Source organism: Chryseobacterium formosense (assembly GCF_900116415.1).
GTDB classification, from domain to species: domain Bacteria; phylum Bacteroidota; class Bacteroidia; order Flavobacteriales; family Weeksellaceae; genus Chryseobacterium; species Chryseobacterium formosense.
This window is the reverse complement of record NZ_FPAP01000001.1, coordinates 521,525-535,714: the sequence shown is the minus strand read 5'-3', so window position 1 is coordinate 535,714 and position 14,190 is coordinate 521,525. Positions and strand designations below refer to the sequence as shown.

Annotated in this window: 10 protein-coding genes; 2 read left to right on the top strand and 8 right to left on the bottom strand. The window is 33.9% G+C overall.

Annotation, left to right across the window (positions count from 1 at the left end; translation table 11 throughout):
- Positions 1 to 171 precede the first annotated feature (171 nt).
- The 7 genes from BM371_RS02460 to BM371_RS02430 form a co-directional block, all read right to left on the bottom strand.
- Positions 172 to 2,175: a S9 family peptidase gene (locus BM371_RS02460; protein ID WP_034675415.1), complete on the bottom strand. Its 2,004-nt coding sequence runs from the start codon at positions 2,173 to 2,175 to the stop codon at positions 172 to 174.
- A 182-nt stretch (positions 2,176 to 2,357) separates the two neighbouring features.
- A complete protein-coding gene (bglX, locus tag BM371_RS02455) occupies positions 2,358 to 4,688 on the bottom strand; it encodes a beta-glucosidase BglX (RefSeq protein ID WP_034675414.1) in 2,331 nt (776 codons plus the stop codon).
- A 236-nt stretch (positions 4,689 to 4,924) separates the two neighbouring features.
- Positions 4,925 to 5,491 (bottom strand): hypothetical protein, encoded by a 567-nt coding sequence (locus tag BM371_RS02450; protein ID WP_051882741.1) that lies wholly within the window; start codon positions 5,489 to 5,491, stop codon positions 4,925 to 4,927.
- A 33-nt stretch (positions 5,492 to 5,524) separates the two neighbouring features.
- Positions 5,525 to 6,232, bottom strand: coding sequence for a carboxylesterase family protein (locus tag BM371_RS02445; protein WP_034675411.1), 708 nt, complete (start codon positions 6,230 to 6,232; stop codon positions 5,525 to 5,527).
- Between the two features lie 269 nt (positions 6,233 to 6,501).
- On the bottom strand, positions 6,502 to 7,890 hold the full coding sequence (locus tag BM371_RS02440) for a glucoamylase family protein (protein ID WP_034675408.1): 1,389 nt from the start codon (positions 7,888 to 7,890) through the stop codon (positions 6,502 to 6,504).
- 78 nt (positions 7,891 to 7,968) lie between these two features.
- Positions 7,969 to 9,432, bottom strand: coding sequence for a RagB/SusD family nutrient uptake outer membrane protein (locus BM371_RS02435; RefSeq protein WP_034675406.1), 1,464 nt, complete (start codon positions 9,430 to 9,432; stop codon positions 7,969 to 7,971).
- 3 nt (positions 9,433 to 9,435) lie between these two features.
- Positions 9,436 to 12,255 (bottom strand): SusC/RagA family TonB-linked outer membrane protein, encoded by a 2,820-nt coding sequence (locus tag BM371_RS02430; protein WP_034675404.1) that lies wholly within the window; start codon positions 12,253 to 12,255, stop codon positions 9,436 to 9,438.
- Positions 12,256 to 12,690: 435 nt separating this feature from the next.
- On the opposite strand from BM371_RS02430, the gene BM371_RS02425 reads away from it, so the two are divergent.
- Both BM371_RS02425 and BM371_RS02420 read left to right on the top strand, forming a co-directional pair.
- Positions 12,691 to 13,368, top strand: a complete 678-nt coding sequence (locus BM371_RS02425) for a DUF4197 family protein (RefSeq protein WP_034675399.1) — start codon at positions 12,691 to 12,693, stop codon at positions 13,366 to 13,368.
- 39 nt (positions 13,369 to 13,407) lie between these two features.
- Entirely contained in the window at positions 13,408 to 13,713 is a 306-nt protein-coding gene (locus BM371_RS02420) for a DUF493 family protein (RefSeq protein WP_034675397.1), read from the top strand.
- Between the two features lie 81 nt (positions 13,714 to 13,794).
- Here BM371_RS02420 and BM371_RS02415 read toward each other — a convergent pair whose 3' ends face one another.
- The gene (locus BM371_RS02415) at positions 13,795 to 14,145 is read right to left on the bottom strand and encodes an ArsC/Spx/MgsR family protein (RefSeq protein WP_034675394.1); all 351 of its coding nucleotides are present in this window, start codon (positions 14,143 to 14,145) and stop codon (positions 13,795 to 13,797) included.
- Between the last annotated feature and the right edge of the window lie 45 nt (positions 14,146 to 14,190).

The following is a 14,190-nucleotide window of genomic DNA, read 5'->3' as shown; positions in this document are numbered from 1 at the left end:
CAGTGTTTTTTAAACACGAATAGCAAAAATATTTCTTCACGAATTTCACAATTTTAAAATTACTGTATAAGATTGGTTTTACTGTATCGTGATTAGTGCTTATTTGTGTTTAAATAAAAAACGGAAAGCATTTTTTGCTTTCCGTTTAATTAATTATAAAAATTGTCAGTCTTATTTATTAAAATTCTCTGCGAAAAATCCTAACATTGATTTATAAAATTCAATTCTGTTGGGTTCTTTTCCGAAACCGTGCCCTTCATCATATTTTACCATGTAAGGTACTTCAAATCCCTTGTTTCTTAAAGCTTTTACAATCTGGTCAGATTCATTGATATTCACTCTCGGGTCATTTGCTCCCTGAACAACAAACAATGGTTTTTTAATCTTATCAATCTGAAAAACGGGTGAAACTTCTTTTGCTATTTCAGCTTCTTCAGGATTATCCAGATCATACCAGATTTGTTTTACCATTTCTTTGTAAGGCTTCCAGTATTCGGGGAAAGAATCGAAGAAGGTAAAGATATTTGAGACACCTACGTAATCAACTCCGCAAGAATATAAATCCGGAGTTTTAATTAACCCCATTAAAGTTGCATAACCTCCGTGACTTCCACCATAGATTGCCACTTTATTTTTGTCGATCCAACCTTGCTCAATTGCATATTTTACTCCGTCTTCCACATCATCCATCGCTTTACGGCCGATTTGCTTATATCCTGATTTCTGAAATTCTTTTCCGTAACCACCTGAAATTCTGAAATTAACCTGCAATGTAGCGTATCCTCTACTTGCAAACAATTGTGTTTCAGGATTGAAACCCCAATCATCTCGGATTCCCTGCGGTCCGCCGTGAGGATTAACGATCAAAGGAACTTTTTCACCTTTCAAGGCTGCTTTCGGTAAGGTAATATATCCGTGAATGGTAAGTCCGTCTCTGCTTTTGAACTCAATAGGACGCATTTCCGCCATATCTTCTTCTTTTAGCTGAGGCATTAAATCAAAAAGAAGTTTGGTTGTTTTGGTTTTCGTGTCGTATTCATAGTATTTTCCATACAATTTATCGCTATCGACAACCACCAACAATTTTTCGTTTTTATCATCTGAAGAAGCAATACCAAACTGTTTATCACCAAATTCAGAAGTCAGCTTATCATGAATTTCCTTATAAAACTTGCTTACCGGAATGGTTTCGCTTTTAATTCCGTTATAGCTGATGTAATCCAGTTCATAATTTCTGTATTTTCCAGCCTGTGATATCGAATAAACATCAAAAGTCGGGTTTGAATATACTTCTTTAATCAAAGCATTTTTCTTCAAATCATATAATACAATTCTGGATTTATCACTGTCGATATTGGTTATCAAATAAACCTCATCCTTATTTTTAGAATTATCATTAAAACCTATTACACTAAAGGTATCTTTCCAGTCAGTTGCTTTAATAAGATTAAATTTACCGGTCTGAAGATCTTTATAATAAAGCTTGGTAGTCAACCCATTTTCAAGAATTGTATAGCCTCTGAGATTGCCTTCTCTGTCGAAAAGATAATCATCAATCGGGCTTTTTACATCTTTGTTTTCATACAGCTGGGTCATTTCACCTGTATTGAAATTGATTCTGTAAGGTTCAAAAATCTGTTTATTGTTCTTATTCATCGTAACAATTACAAATTCTGTGTCTTTGATCAATCGTACAGAATTTAAAGTAATTCCTTCGTACGGAGTAAGGTCTTTCAGGTTTTTCCCGTCAATATCAGCTGCATACAAATGAATATTTTCGTTTCCGCCTTTATCTTGTGTGTAGTAAAGACGCTTTTTATCGAGCCAGCCGTAACCTCTGATGAGATCATCTTTTTCAACCAAGGCTTTGGTAATTTTACCCGATTTTAAATCTTTCACATAGACATGGTTTTTGCTGTCTTTATCTTTTTCTTTGTAGGATAAATACTGTCCATCAGGAGAAATTTTGAATTGTGAAGCTTTTGGTCTGGCAAAATAATCTTCCACTTTATACTTAAAATTACCTTTATCGTAAGATATAAGCTTATCAATTGTTGCTTTCGATGAAACCAATGTCGGATCGCCCGGCAATTTGTTTTCAGTAGTTTGTGCATTCATCATGAGACTTGTTATTACCACCTGTGTAATACCGAAAATTTTGGAATGTAGATTCATATTTCATGGATTGGGTTAAACGATATTATATAAGACGTTTCAAATGCATAAAACGTTACATCATTTATCAATGATTTGTGAAATTGCTTTATTTGAAAGGTATTACATTATAAATATAAAGAAAATAAAAGCCTTGCAAATATTTAAACTTGCAAGGCTTATTTTTTATAATTAAAATCAAATTATTTTGTCCAGTTTATTTTTGAATGGCTTACCTGCTCAGAGTTTGTACCAATCATAATATCAAATTCTCCCGCTTCCCAATCATATTTCAAATTTCCGTTGTAGAATTTCAGTTGTTCCGGAGTGATGTCGAAAGTAACTTTTTTAGATTCGCCTTTTTTCAACATTACTTTCTGGAAACCTTTCAATTCTTTTACCGGTCTTGTAATCGTTCCTACTAAATCTCTGATGTAAAGCTGAACAATTTCCGCTCCGTCATAATTTCCGGAATTCGTTACCGTAACCGAAGCCTGAATCGTCTGATTTCCTTTTGGATTGGCGTTTGAAACCGTTACATCAGAATAATTGAATTTAGAATAACTTAAACCATAACCGAACGGATACAATGGCGTATTACATTCATCCATATAGTTGGAACGGAATCTTTGGTATTCACATTTATCAACCAACTTCTGGTCTAAAGGGCGCCCCGTATTTTTAGCATTATAATAAATCGGCACTTGTCCTAAACTTCTTGGGAACGTCATAGGCAATTTTCCTGAAGGATTTACTTTCCCGAAAAGAACGTCTGCAATGGCATTTCCAGCTTCTGAACCCGGGAACCATGCATTTAAAATCGCATCAGGTGTATCTTTTACATTCGTTAACGCCAAAGGACGACCTGTAAATAATATCATCGCAATTGGTTTTCCTGTCTTTTTTAATTCGTTTAACAAATCCACCTGAGACTGAGGAATCGTGATTTCTGTTCTTGAAGAAGACTCTCCGCTCATTTCCGCAGATTCTCCGATCGCTAAAACGATAACATCGGCTTTGTTGGCAACGTCAACTGCTTCTTTTAATAAAGCTTCTTTTGAACGATTGTCTCTGTCGGTTTTCTTACCGTGTGCTGCATAAATGTCTTCTAATTTAGCATCATAATCAATGTTTGCTCCTTTTGCAGAAAGGAATTTCACCTCTTTACCATAATTCGCTTCAAGACCCTGCATTAAATTAACAGAAATAGCGTGTTTTGTAGCCACACTCCATGTTCCTGCCATGTTCATCGAGTTGTTTACTAAAGGACCAATTACTGCAACCGTTCCTGTTTTTTTCAGTGGTAAAACCTGGTTTTCGTTTTTCATTAAAACCATTGACTGAGCAGCAGCGCTTCTCGCAATATTACGATTTTCCATGCTGTACACTTCTTTTGCAGCTAACTTTGCATCTCCGTGTTTGTAAGGATTATCAAACAAACCTAAATCATATTTTGCTTCAAGAATTCTTCTCGTTGCCATATCGATTTCGGCCTGCGTCACTTTCCCTTCAGATAAAGATTTTTTAAGCGTTGTTAAAAATCCTTCACCTACCATATCCATATCGATTCCTGCTTTCAAAGCTAAAGCTGAAACTTCCTGAAGATTACCCATTCCGTGGTCGATCATTTCGTTGATTCCTGTATAATCAGTTACCACAAAACCTTTGAATTTCCATAGATTTCTTAATACTTCAGTCTGCAGCCATCTGTTCCCGGTTGCCGGTACTCCATCTACTTCATTGAAAGAAGCCATTACCGAAGCTACACCCGCATCAACTGCCGCTTTATAAGGGGGAAAATATTCGTTGAACATTCTCACGTGGCTCATGTCAACAGTATTGTAATCTCTACCCGCTTCACCGGCTCCATACAATGCAAAATGCTTTACACAAGCTAAAATATTGGTTCCGTTTGCCAAGTCTTTTCCTTGGTAACCATAAACCATATTTTTAGCGATTTCACTTCCTAAATAAGGATCTTCACCCGAACCTTCGGAAACTCTTCCCCATCTTGGCTCACGGGAAATATCTACCATTGGCGAGAATGTCCAGTTGATTCCGTCGGCAGCAGCTTCTTTTGCTGCTACCCTTGCGGATTGCTGAACCAGATTCATGTCCCAAGAAGCTGCTAAACCTAATGGAATCGGGAAAGTTGTTTCGTAACCGTGTATTACATCCATCCCGAAAATCATCGGAATCTTCAGACGGCTGTTTTCCACTGCCACTTTCTGAACGGCTTTGATTTTATCTGCTCCTTTTATATTGAAAAGTCCACCGACTAAACCTTGTTCTACTTTTTTTCCGATGTCTGAATTTTTAGCCAGACCCGTCGTAAAATCTCCTGAACTTGGTAAATTTAATTGTCCGATTTTTTCGTCTAAGGTCATTTTAGCTAAAAGTGCATCAACAAAAGCCTTTTTCTTCGACTGGTATTGTGCAGTCTGATAAGACTGAACCGGCTTTGTTACCATTTCCTGCGCCGAAAAAACAGGCGCTAATGCTAACGTGGCTATTACAATTAACTTTTTACTCATAACTTCTTCATTTTTTTAAGGAATTCGTGAATCTTCGATTTCATACGTCTTCTTATTTAATTTCTTTAATTATATTTTCTTTTTGTTTTTCTTTTTATTCAATTTAAACGCAAAGTTCGCAAAGATTTTTGTTTAAAATTGCCCTGCATATTTTCGTTCGCAAAGGCGTTTCACTCAGCAAATTATACTTGTAATTAGTTTCATGTTTTTGTTAATTAACAAACAAGAACCTCGTTTTACACATATACTTCTCTAGTATATTCCATTATGTTTTCTAAAATAATCTTGTTGACAACATCTTTCTTAATAATTCCATTTTCGTTGTTCCTTCGCCAAAAATCATATATATGTTCGATTTCTTCAGAAATTAAAAAATATTCAAATTGCGCTTTTTTAAATTCTTGTAATTCAACATAATTAAAAATTCTTTTTTGCTTAAAATTTCCTTTGACAATCTCTAAATATTCAAAAATTCCATCTTTTGGTTCAAGGTCAAATTCACCTCTAAAATCGTCTATTCTAATAAGCCCTGAATACCACTCAAATTTATTATTTGGAAATATTTCATCACGTAATGACTTCATATTAAAATCTATATCAGCTAAACAATCAAGCTTTTTAATGTAAAGCTCATTATTCTTAATTTCAAATATAGCTATATATCCTCTCCAAAGTGCGGTGCAATCAACATCAAATTTTGGAAGTTTTTCAGGAAAATCCCGAAAATACCCTTCAATTAATTCCACATTTAGATAATATTCTTTTTTATTATAAATTAGTTTATCTTTTATCTGCTGAGTCATTTCTCTCAAACAATTTGAATAAATATTTTAGAATTATTTCTCTTTCTTTTTACTCAGCATCCATTCGTATAAAGCAGGATTTGAGTAGGTTGAATCCCATGAATTGTGATTATCATTCGGGAAAATCGTTAGTTCTGCAGTTGGATTGACTGGATGTAGTTTCTGATAAAAATTAAATGCGTTTTCAGGTAAAACAACATCATCCATTCCTCCGTGGAAGATTTTCATATTGAGATCTTTATACTGATGAATATTCGCATACATCACACGATCCGTAGGTGCGCAAACTGAAACTACGGAAGCAAACATTTCGGGATGCTCCATTGCTAATTTTAATGTTCCCCAACCTCCCATCGAAAGCCCTGTAAGGTAAATTCTGGAAGCATCAATTTTGTATTTTCTCTGAATTTCTTTGATTAAATTATAAATACTTACCGTGTCCCACCATTCATTTTCAGGACATTGTGGTGCTAAAATCGCCACAGGTTCTTTAATTAAATTCTTGTAGGTAAACGGACTGTGCGCTTTTACTTTTTCCAAATCGTTTCCTCTTTCTCCTGAACCGTGAAGAAAGACAATTAAAGGAACATTTCCTTTTACTTTCTGAGGGTAATCTAAAATGTAGGAAATTTTTTCCTGTCTTTTAATTTCTTTGTTGAGTTCGGCTTTTATTTCCTGAGCGTTTAGGCTTAGGGAGAATGGAAGAAGTAAAAGCGGTAGATATTTTAATTTTAAACTCATCTTTCTTTAGGTTTTGGCTAAAGCCGTTTGATTTTATTTTTTTTTTAAACGGGCTAAAGCCCGTTTCTATTGATGTTTTTATCTATAATCTTATCCTTATGAATGCTTGAATCTTGACAAGACTTTGATTTGTTGTCTGAATATTTTAGCCCCGATCGCAGCAAATGTTTGAGCTCATTTTTAGTGATTTTGCAGCGGCGGCAAAGCCGCCGCTGCAAAATCACTAAAAATAGCGAGTGCGGAGAGCGGGATTAAGTTCCTTAAAAATACTATTTAATGTTATATTTTTCTGATTTAAAACTTAATTTCTTTAATCCTTGTTGGATTTCAGGAGCATTCATGAATAATTTCCATAAAAATCCTGTACGGTAGTTTTCAATCATCGGGGCAATAGTTCCCTGATCGATGGCTAAATATCTTGGCGTCGTCCAATTGTTATAATGAATCGAAGTTGCATCATAAGGTCCTGCAGAACCTATAAATTCTGGTTTTTGAGTATAAATAAATTTCAGGAAATCCATAGATTCTTTCGGTGAATACGGAAAACTGCTCAAAGCCGCCGTCGGAGTAATCACACCGTGATCGTTTTGCGGAAAATGAGCATCGTAGCCAACACCTCCATCTTTGTTTCTTGAGTAAGATGCCGTTAATCCCCAATAATTTGGTCCGTAACCTTTCCATCCTTTTGGATTTTCTACACAGTATTTGTAATCGATAAGAACCTGATTTTTGTTTAAATCAAAGTAATTTTTGATCAGTTTATCAGATAAGTTTGTAGGATCTAAACCGATGTAAGAATAATGAGCCCAGAAAAGCGGTCCGCCATATTCTTCTGCACCGTTGTACTTTACATACATTGGAAGTCCATATTTTTCTCTGTCTGAAAGATAGGTCCCGTTTCTTGTCCAGCCTTTGTAATAGGTTTCAGCATCTATTGAATACGTTGGCGATGAAGCGGCTAAAATGTAAGTAATTAAACATTCATTATAGCCTTCCAGTGGAAAGTTCATTTCCCATTGATATTCGGGTGACCAGTGCCAATACAAAACTTTTTCACCACCTTTGGTGTACCAGTTCCATTGAATACCTTTCCAAAGTTCGTCACATTTCTTAGCTAGTGCTTTTTCTTCTGCATTTCCATTTTTGAAATATTCACGAACCATTAAAATCCCTGAAGTTAAAAATGCAGTTTCCACAAGATCTCCACCATTATCTTTTTTACCAAATGGAACTGTTTTTCCGGTTTCTCCATTGATCCAATGTGACCATGCTCCTTTATGACGGTCTGCTTTGGCAAGAAAATCCATCATAGTAGTCAGTCTTGTTACTGCTTCTTTTCTTGGAACAAAACCTCTTTCCACACCTACTAAAATTGTAGCTAACCCAAACCCTGAACCTCCGGTCGTAATAACATTTTTATCATTCTGAGGATAAATATTGTCTTCATGGTAACGCTCTCTTCCCAACATCGAGTTTGGTTCTGCGTAATCCCAAAAGTACTTCAAAGCATCTTTTTGAACTTTATCCATTAACTGCTCATTGGAAATATTTGATCTTACAGCCTCAACTTTTGAAACTGCCTGCTTTGTGTTTTGAGAATTTTTGCAGGAAACTGCAATTATTGATGCTGCTGCAACTGATAGTATTATCCTTTTCATAAAAATCTTTCATAAATTAAAATTACGAAAAAAGAGGAGAGTAAATCTCTCCTCTTTGGTTAAATATCCATAAAATAATTAATAATTTGGATTTTGTGCCGAGCGCCCTTTCGCTTCAGTAATAAATGTTTGAGGCAAAGGAAACAATTCATGCTTACCAACTACAAAAGTTTTTCCATTTGCTGTCATTGCGGATTGAGCCTGGCCTGTTCTAACCAAATCAAACCATCTATCATGTTCAAAAGCTAATTCTAATCTTCTTTCTTTCCAAATTGCCGTTCTAACATCTGATTGTGAAGAGGCAGTAGTATTACTTATATTTGCTCTATCTCTTACTTGATTCAACAATGGAATTGCTGCCGAAGTTTGACCAAGTTCATTTAAAGCTTCTGCTTTGATCAATAGTACTTCTGCATATCTAAGATAACGAATATTAGCATCTGTAGAACTTTGTGTTGTATATGCTGATGAATATGCTTTATAATTATAGTAGTCATTATCTGCATCTGCTCCAACAACTCTACCGTCATATAATGTCATACCTTTACGGATAATAGTAGCATCTCTTCTTTCAGTATCACCTTCTGCTGTGTAAGCATCAAATAGATTTTGGGTAGGCGTATTGAATCCCCAACCCCAACCACCAGTTCCTCTAGCTCCTTGAACCTGAGTATACTGTTGAATTCCTTTACCTGTTTCGATACCTGAACCTTGAATTTCAAAAATAGACTCTGCATTATTCTCACCAGAAACTTTATAAATATCAATAAAATTAGGTGTTAAAGAATAACCAGTAACTAAATTACATTGATCAATTGCTAATTGATATTTTTTCTGATATAGATAAACTTTTGCTAATAATGCATGTGCGGCACCTTTAGATGCTCGTCCAGCATCAGTTCCACTATAAGCGGTTCTATCTGGTAATGCAGCAGCTGCTTCAATTAAGTCTTTTTCAATAAAAGCATATATTTCTTCTTTAGTTTTTCTTGTTAATTGCATTTCTACATCTTCAGGACTTGAAGTAGGAACATGATCTACTAAAGGCACACCTCCAAATGATCTTACTAAAGTAAAATACATGAAAGCTCTAAGAAATTTAGCTTCTCCTGTTAATCTGGCTCTTAAATTTTCATCTGCATTATTAAGTTGGGGTAAATACTTAAGAGCTTGATTACATCTATTAATTCCTTGATAATTTGAAGAAAATAAGCTTTCAAAAGAAGGTGTAGATGGAGTAAAAGTTAGAGCATCCAGAATATCTTTATCAGTCCCTGTATCACCTGGTGTACTTCCTTTATCAGCGTCATCTGAAGTTATAGAAGTTACGCCAATCCAAGCAAAGGTACTCATATCCCAATCTAAAAATTTTGCATAGATAGAATTTACAAAACTGGTAGCTCCTGCATTATTATTATAAAGTGATAAATCATCAACACTTACCTGCTCAGTTGGAGATACATCTATAAAGTCTTCACTACAGCTCTGACTAAAAATTCCTGTTAAAAGAAGAGCTGATATTATTATATATTTTTTTTTCATTTTTTAAAAATTAACATTTAAACCAAATACAAAAGTTCTAAGCGAAGGATAAGAATCCAACTCAATACCTGTAAGATTATATGGATTTCCATCTGCATTTAACTCAGAGTTAAATCCAGAATATTTAGTAAAAATAAAAGGATTAATTGCACTTACATATAATCTTACCGATTTTACATAATCAACAACGTTTCTAATAGTATAACCAACAGAAATATTGTTAATTCTAAAATAGTCTCCTTTTTCTAGAAAGAATGTAGAAGCAATTGGAATAGTTGTATATGGTCTTGGATTACCAGCATTAGTATTTGAGGCAGTCCAATAATCATTTGCTACAGAAGCTTCAACGTTTTCTCCAGAAATTCTTTGTGCTTTTTTACCATTGTAAACACTAAAGCCAAATGCCCCATAACCACTAAGATTAAAATCCCAATTTTTATATGTCATTGAAATATTTACACCCAAAGTAGATTTAGGAATATATGAATCAAAATACTTTCTGTCATCTGCATCGGCCGATCCTGTAACGCCATCACCATCATTATCTTTGTATTTTATGTTACCATTGGCATCATAACCATCAAATTCCCAAAGATAAAAACTACCTAATGCATGCCCAACTGTTGTAGCATTAAATAACTTAGTCCATTGACCATTACCTAAACTACCTCCATTAATTGGTGAAATATTTGCATTATTTACACGAGTTAATTCATTTTTATTAAATGAATAGTTAGCACCTATTGAATACGAGAAATCTTCACCTACCTTATCCGACCAATTTAAAGATGCTTCTATACCTTTATTGGTTACAGAACCTACATGAGAATTAAATTTATCGCTTTGTCCCGAAGTTAAATAGTTTGAAACATCTAAAATAAGATTTTTTGTTTCTCTATTATAAACATCAAACGTACCCGTTAATTTATTATTAAGCACGCCAAAATCTAATCCTAATGATGATTCTTCAGTAATTTCCCATCCCAAGTTAGGATCAAGACCTTTATTAATAGTAACTCCATTACTAACAGGATTAGCTCCAAATGCATAATTATAAGAATTGCCTGAAGCCAAAGGAAGATAGTTTAATGGTACATTCTGATTACCAAGTCTTCCCCATCCTCCTCTTAATTTAAGTAGGTTAAAGAAACCATCTTTCATGAATGATTCTTCAGAAATAACCCATCCTGCTCCGAATGATGGAAAAGTTCCCCATTTGTTACCGTCAGCAAACTGGGAAGATCCATCTCTTCTAACGGTTGCACTTAGAAGATATCGATTCATAAATTTATATTGTGCTCTAGCAAAATATGAATTAGTAGTATTCTTATTGTATTTTACAGAATTAAGAGATAAAATATTATTAATATATTCCGTTCCTGAAAGATCCCAATAGTTAGAAACAGTTCCTAAATCTTTTCTTTTTACAATTAATTCTTCAATTCCATTTTTAACAAAAGACTCAGTTCCTAACATTACATCAATATTATGACTGCCAAACGTTCTGTTATAATTTAAATAATTCGTTAGAGACCAATTATAGTAATCTTGTTTAGTATTTGTCAAAGTATTTTTTGCGTTTCCATCAAATAAAGCAGGAACTCTTGTAGGATCAGCAGCTAACCAAATAGATAAATCATCTGAGAAATTATATGCTTTGTAATTTGAGTATTCTCCGGAAAACTGAGAAGTAAATTTCAATCCCTTCATAATTTCTACATCCAATTTTAATCCCCCTTGCATCAGCATACTTTTATTCTGCTCATTGTTAAAATTTAACTGACTAACAGGATTTCCTACATTATTAAATCTTCCACCTGAATAACTAATATTTCCATTAGCATCCCAAATTGGCTGTCCATATTGCCCTGAAGGATAATAAACAGGAACTAATGGTGATTGCTTATAGGCATTTGTAAAGGCACTAAATGGTTTTGGAGTAATATTAGTGAATGCAACGCTTAAATTTTGAGATAATGTTATTTTCTTTGAAATCTTAAATTCATTATTTGTTCTAATCGTTGTTCTATTATAATCAGTACCATTTAATATAGATTGTTCATCATAGTTACTTAAACTAAAAAAGTATTTAGCCGCCTCAGATGAACCAGATATAGCAACGTTATGTTGATTGTAAATACCTGTTCTTGTAATTTCTTTAAACCAATCTGTATTATATGGTTGATTTGTTGAGAATGATCTTCCGGGAGGGGTTAGAAAACTGTTCGCGGTATTATTATAATTTACAAATTCATTAGCATTTGCCATCTTTACCGTTTTTAATGGAGTTCTTAGTCCTACAAGACCATCATATTCCACATTAAGCTTTCCTCTACCAGATTTCGTAGTAATAATAATTACACCATTCGCAGCTCTGTTACCATAAATTGCTAATGCAGCAGCGTCTTTTAAAATATCATACGAAAGAATGTCATTGGAATTGATATTATTAATATTTTCCATGAACATACCATCTACAACATATAATGGAGTTCTTCCACCTAAAACAGTACCTAGGCCTCTAATCATCACTGTTGGCGTTGAACCAGGAGAATCTGAAGCCGTGACCTGCACACCCGCTGCTTTTCCCTGAATAGCTTGTGAAGCGTTTAGAACTTTCGTTTTAACAACTTCATCAGCTCCAATTGAACTTATAGAAGTTGTATTATCAACTTTCTTACGGCTACCATACCCAATCATCACAACCTCCTCAATCTTTTGCTCTTTTGGAACGGTGTCTTGAGGAGTAGTCTGTCCATTGACATTCATACCGAAGTAGAGAACAGCAATAAGACAAGAATACTTTAAATTAGTTTGTTTCATATAGTTTAATTTTATCTTGTACATTCATATTATTGGAAAGTCGATTTACATCTTCATCCCTCCATGTCTCAAAAGTAGACATTAATCAAAAATAGAAAAAATATCCAATCTTGTTAAAGTTACTTAAAAAAATTTTGATAATGCGTTTAAGTTTAATTATTTGTTAAGATATTATAATATTTATTTAATTTATTCTTAAAATAGAACATGATTTTTATCAAATTAATATCGTAAAAAATTTCATTTTTTCACATTGAAGCAATAATTTTCGCCAAAAAAGGTAGTCAGAAGGATATTTTTAAGATGATCTTTAAAAAACTTTTAATTATGGTACAGAAATAGTGAATTACCTACATACACTTTTTGTGAAATTAAAAATTTTGTAACAAGCACATTAAGTAATTAACTTTGGTGCAGTTTAAAATATAAATTAAAATGAAAAAATATATCATCGCAGCAACCGTTATTTTAAGTACAGGAGCGATTATCAATACAACGCTACAGTCTTGTACGTCGATAGCTACCTCGGATTTAGGATTGGCGGTCATAAAAAGAGTTTTGCTGGGCGGAATTAATAAAGGAGCAAACATCTACGGAAACAAAGAAGCATTTCTTCAAAATAACTTAGTAGATAAAGCCTTACCACAGCAACTTCGTGATATCAATACGACCTTAGAAAAAATAGCTCCGTCAATCGTGGCAAAAGAAAGAGAATATATTGCTGAAGCTGCAGTTTATACAGTCGGTATTTCAAAGCCTATATTGGAGTCTGCGGTTAATAGCTTAAATGCGCAGGATGTTACAAGAATTATTCAGGGAGAGAAAGGTACGGCTACTTTAATTTTAAAGGAGAAAACCCAGACTCAGCTTGTTCAGGCAATTGCTCCGAGAGTTGAACAGGAACTAAATAAATACGGGATCGTAAAAACAATCAATACGGCATTGTCCGGAAGCAATTTATTAGGCAGCTTGTTGGGTGGAAACAAAACCAACGTTAACGCAGGCGGATTGAGTATGCTGGCTTCAGAACAGATTGTAAACGGTCTTTTTAATATTATTGAAGACCATGAAAAGCAAAATTCCGGTTCGCTATTGGGAGCGTTTGGAAAATAGCTTTTTTTTCATTATATTTATATAAATAAGGTAGAAAAGATGGATATATTACAAGGAAATCAGCATGCAAATCCTGAAGAATTTTATAATTCTCTAAAGGAAAAACTTGAAGGTCACCACGACTTTCCGGAAGATTATTTATTTAAATTTATCATTCCGACCGATGAGGCGAAGATTACTGAGATTTATAAAGTTTTTGACGGCATAAAGTTCACTATGGGCAACAGGGAAAGTAAAAACGGTAAATATACAGCCTGCAATATCAATGCATTTGTTCTGGATGCGGACCAGGTGGTAAAAATTTATCAGGAAGTTGCGAAAATAGAAAATGTAATTTTACTTTAATTAAAATTTTGCTGCTATAAAAAAGAAAGGTTAGTTTGAACAACTAACCTTTCTTTAATTTATAAATCTAATTTTAATATTTTACTTTTCGATAAAAAACTTCACATTTTCCAAAGGTCTTCCCAACATGGCAACTGATCCTTTAATCAATATCGGTCTTTGGATAAGTGAGGGGTTTTCCGATAAAATCTGCAGCCATTCTTCTTCCGAATAATTTTGGGAGGCAAATTTTTCAAGATACAGTTTTTCTTCTTTTCTGATAATATGAAAAACGCTCTGATTCAGTTTTTTCAAAACCGTTTTAAGCTCCAGAACACTTAACGGATCTTCGACAATATTAATAATTTCAAACTGAATTCCGTTTTCGTCCAGATACTCTAAAACCGCATTCGATTTTGAGCAATTTCCGTTATGAAGAACTTTTACCAACATTTTAGTCTGATTTTAAAGATGAGAATATATTTGCTTCAACAAATT

Excerpts from the sequence above, each read along its gene's own strand:
- BM371_RS02460 (WP_034675415.1), bottom strand. The coding sequence starts at position 2,175 with ATGAATCTACATTCCAAAATTTTCGGTATTACACAGGTGGTAATAACA.
- bglX (WP_034675414.1), bottom strand. The coding sequence starts at position 4,688 with ATGAGTAAAAAGTTAATTGTAATAGCCACGTTAGCATTAGCGCCTGTT.
- BM371_RS02450 (WP_051882741.1), bottom strand. The coding sequence starts at position 5,491 with ATGACTCAGCAGATAAAAGATAAACTAATTTATAATAAAAAAGAATAT.
- BM371_RS02445 (WP_034675411.1), bottom strand. The coding sequence starts at position 6,232 with ATGAGTTTAAAATTAAAATATCTACCGCTTTTACTTCTTCCATTCTCC.
- BM371_RS02440 (WP_034675408.1), bottom strand. The coding sequence starts at position 7,890 with ATGAAAAGGATAATACTATCAGTTGCAGCAGCATCAATAATTGCAGTT.
- BM371_RS02435 (WP_034675406.1), bottom strand. The coding sequence starts at position 9,432 with ATGAAAAAAAAATATATAATAATATCAGCTCTTCTTTTAACAGGAATT.
- BM371_RS02430 (WP_034675404.1), bottom strand. The coding sequence starts at position 12,255 with ATGAAACAAACTAATTTAAAGTATTCTTGTCTTATTGCTGTTCTCTAC.
- BM371_RS02425 (WP_034675399.1), top strand. The coding sequence starts at position 12,691 with ATGAAAAAATATATCATCGCAGCAACCGTTATTTTAAGTACAGGAGCG.
- BM371_RS02420 (WP_034675397.1), top strand. The coding sequence starts at position 13,408 with ATGGATATATTACAAGGAAATCAGCATGCAAATCCTGAAGAATTTTAT.
- BM371_RS02415 (WP_034675394.1), bottom strand. The coding sequence starts at position 14,145 with ATGTTGGTAAAAGTTCTTCATAACGGAAATTGCTCAAAATCGAATGCG.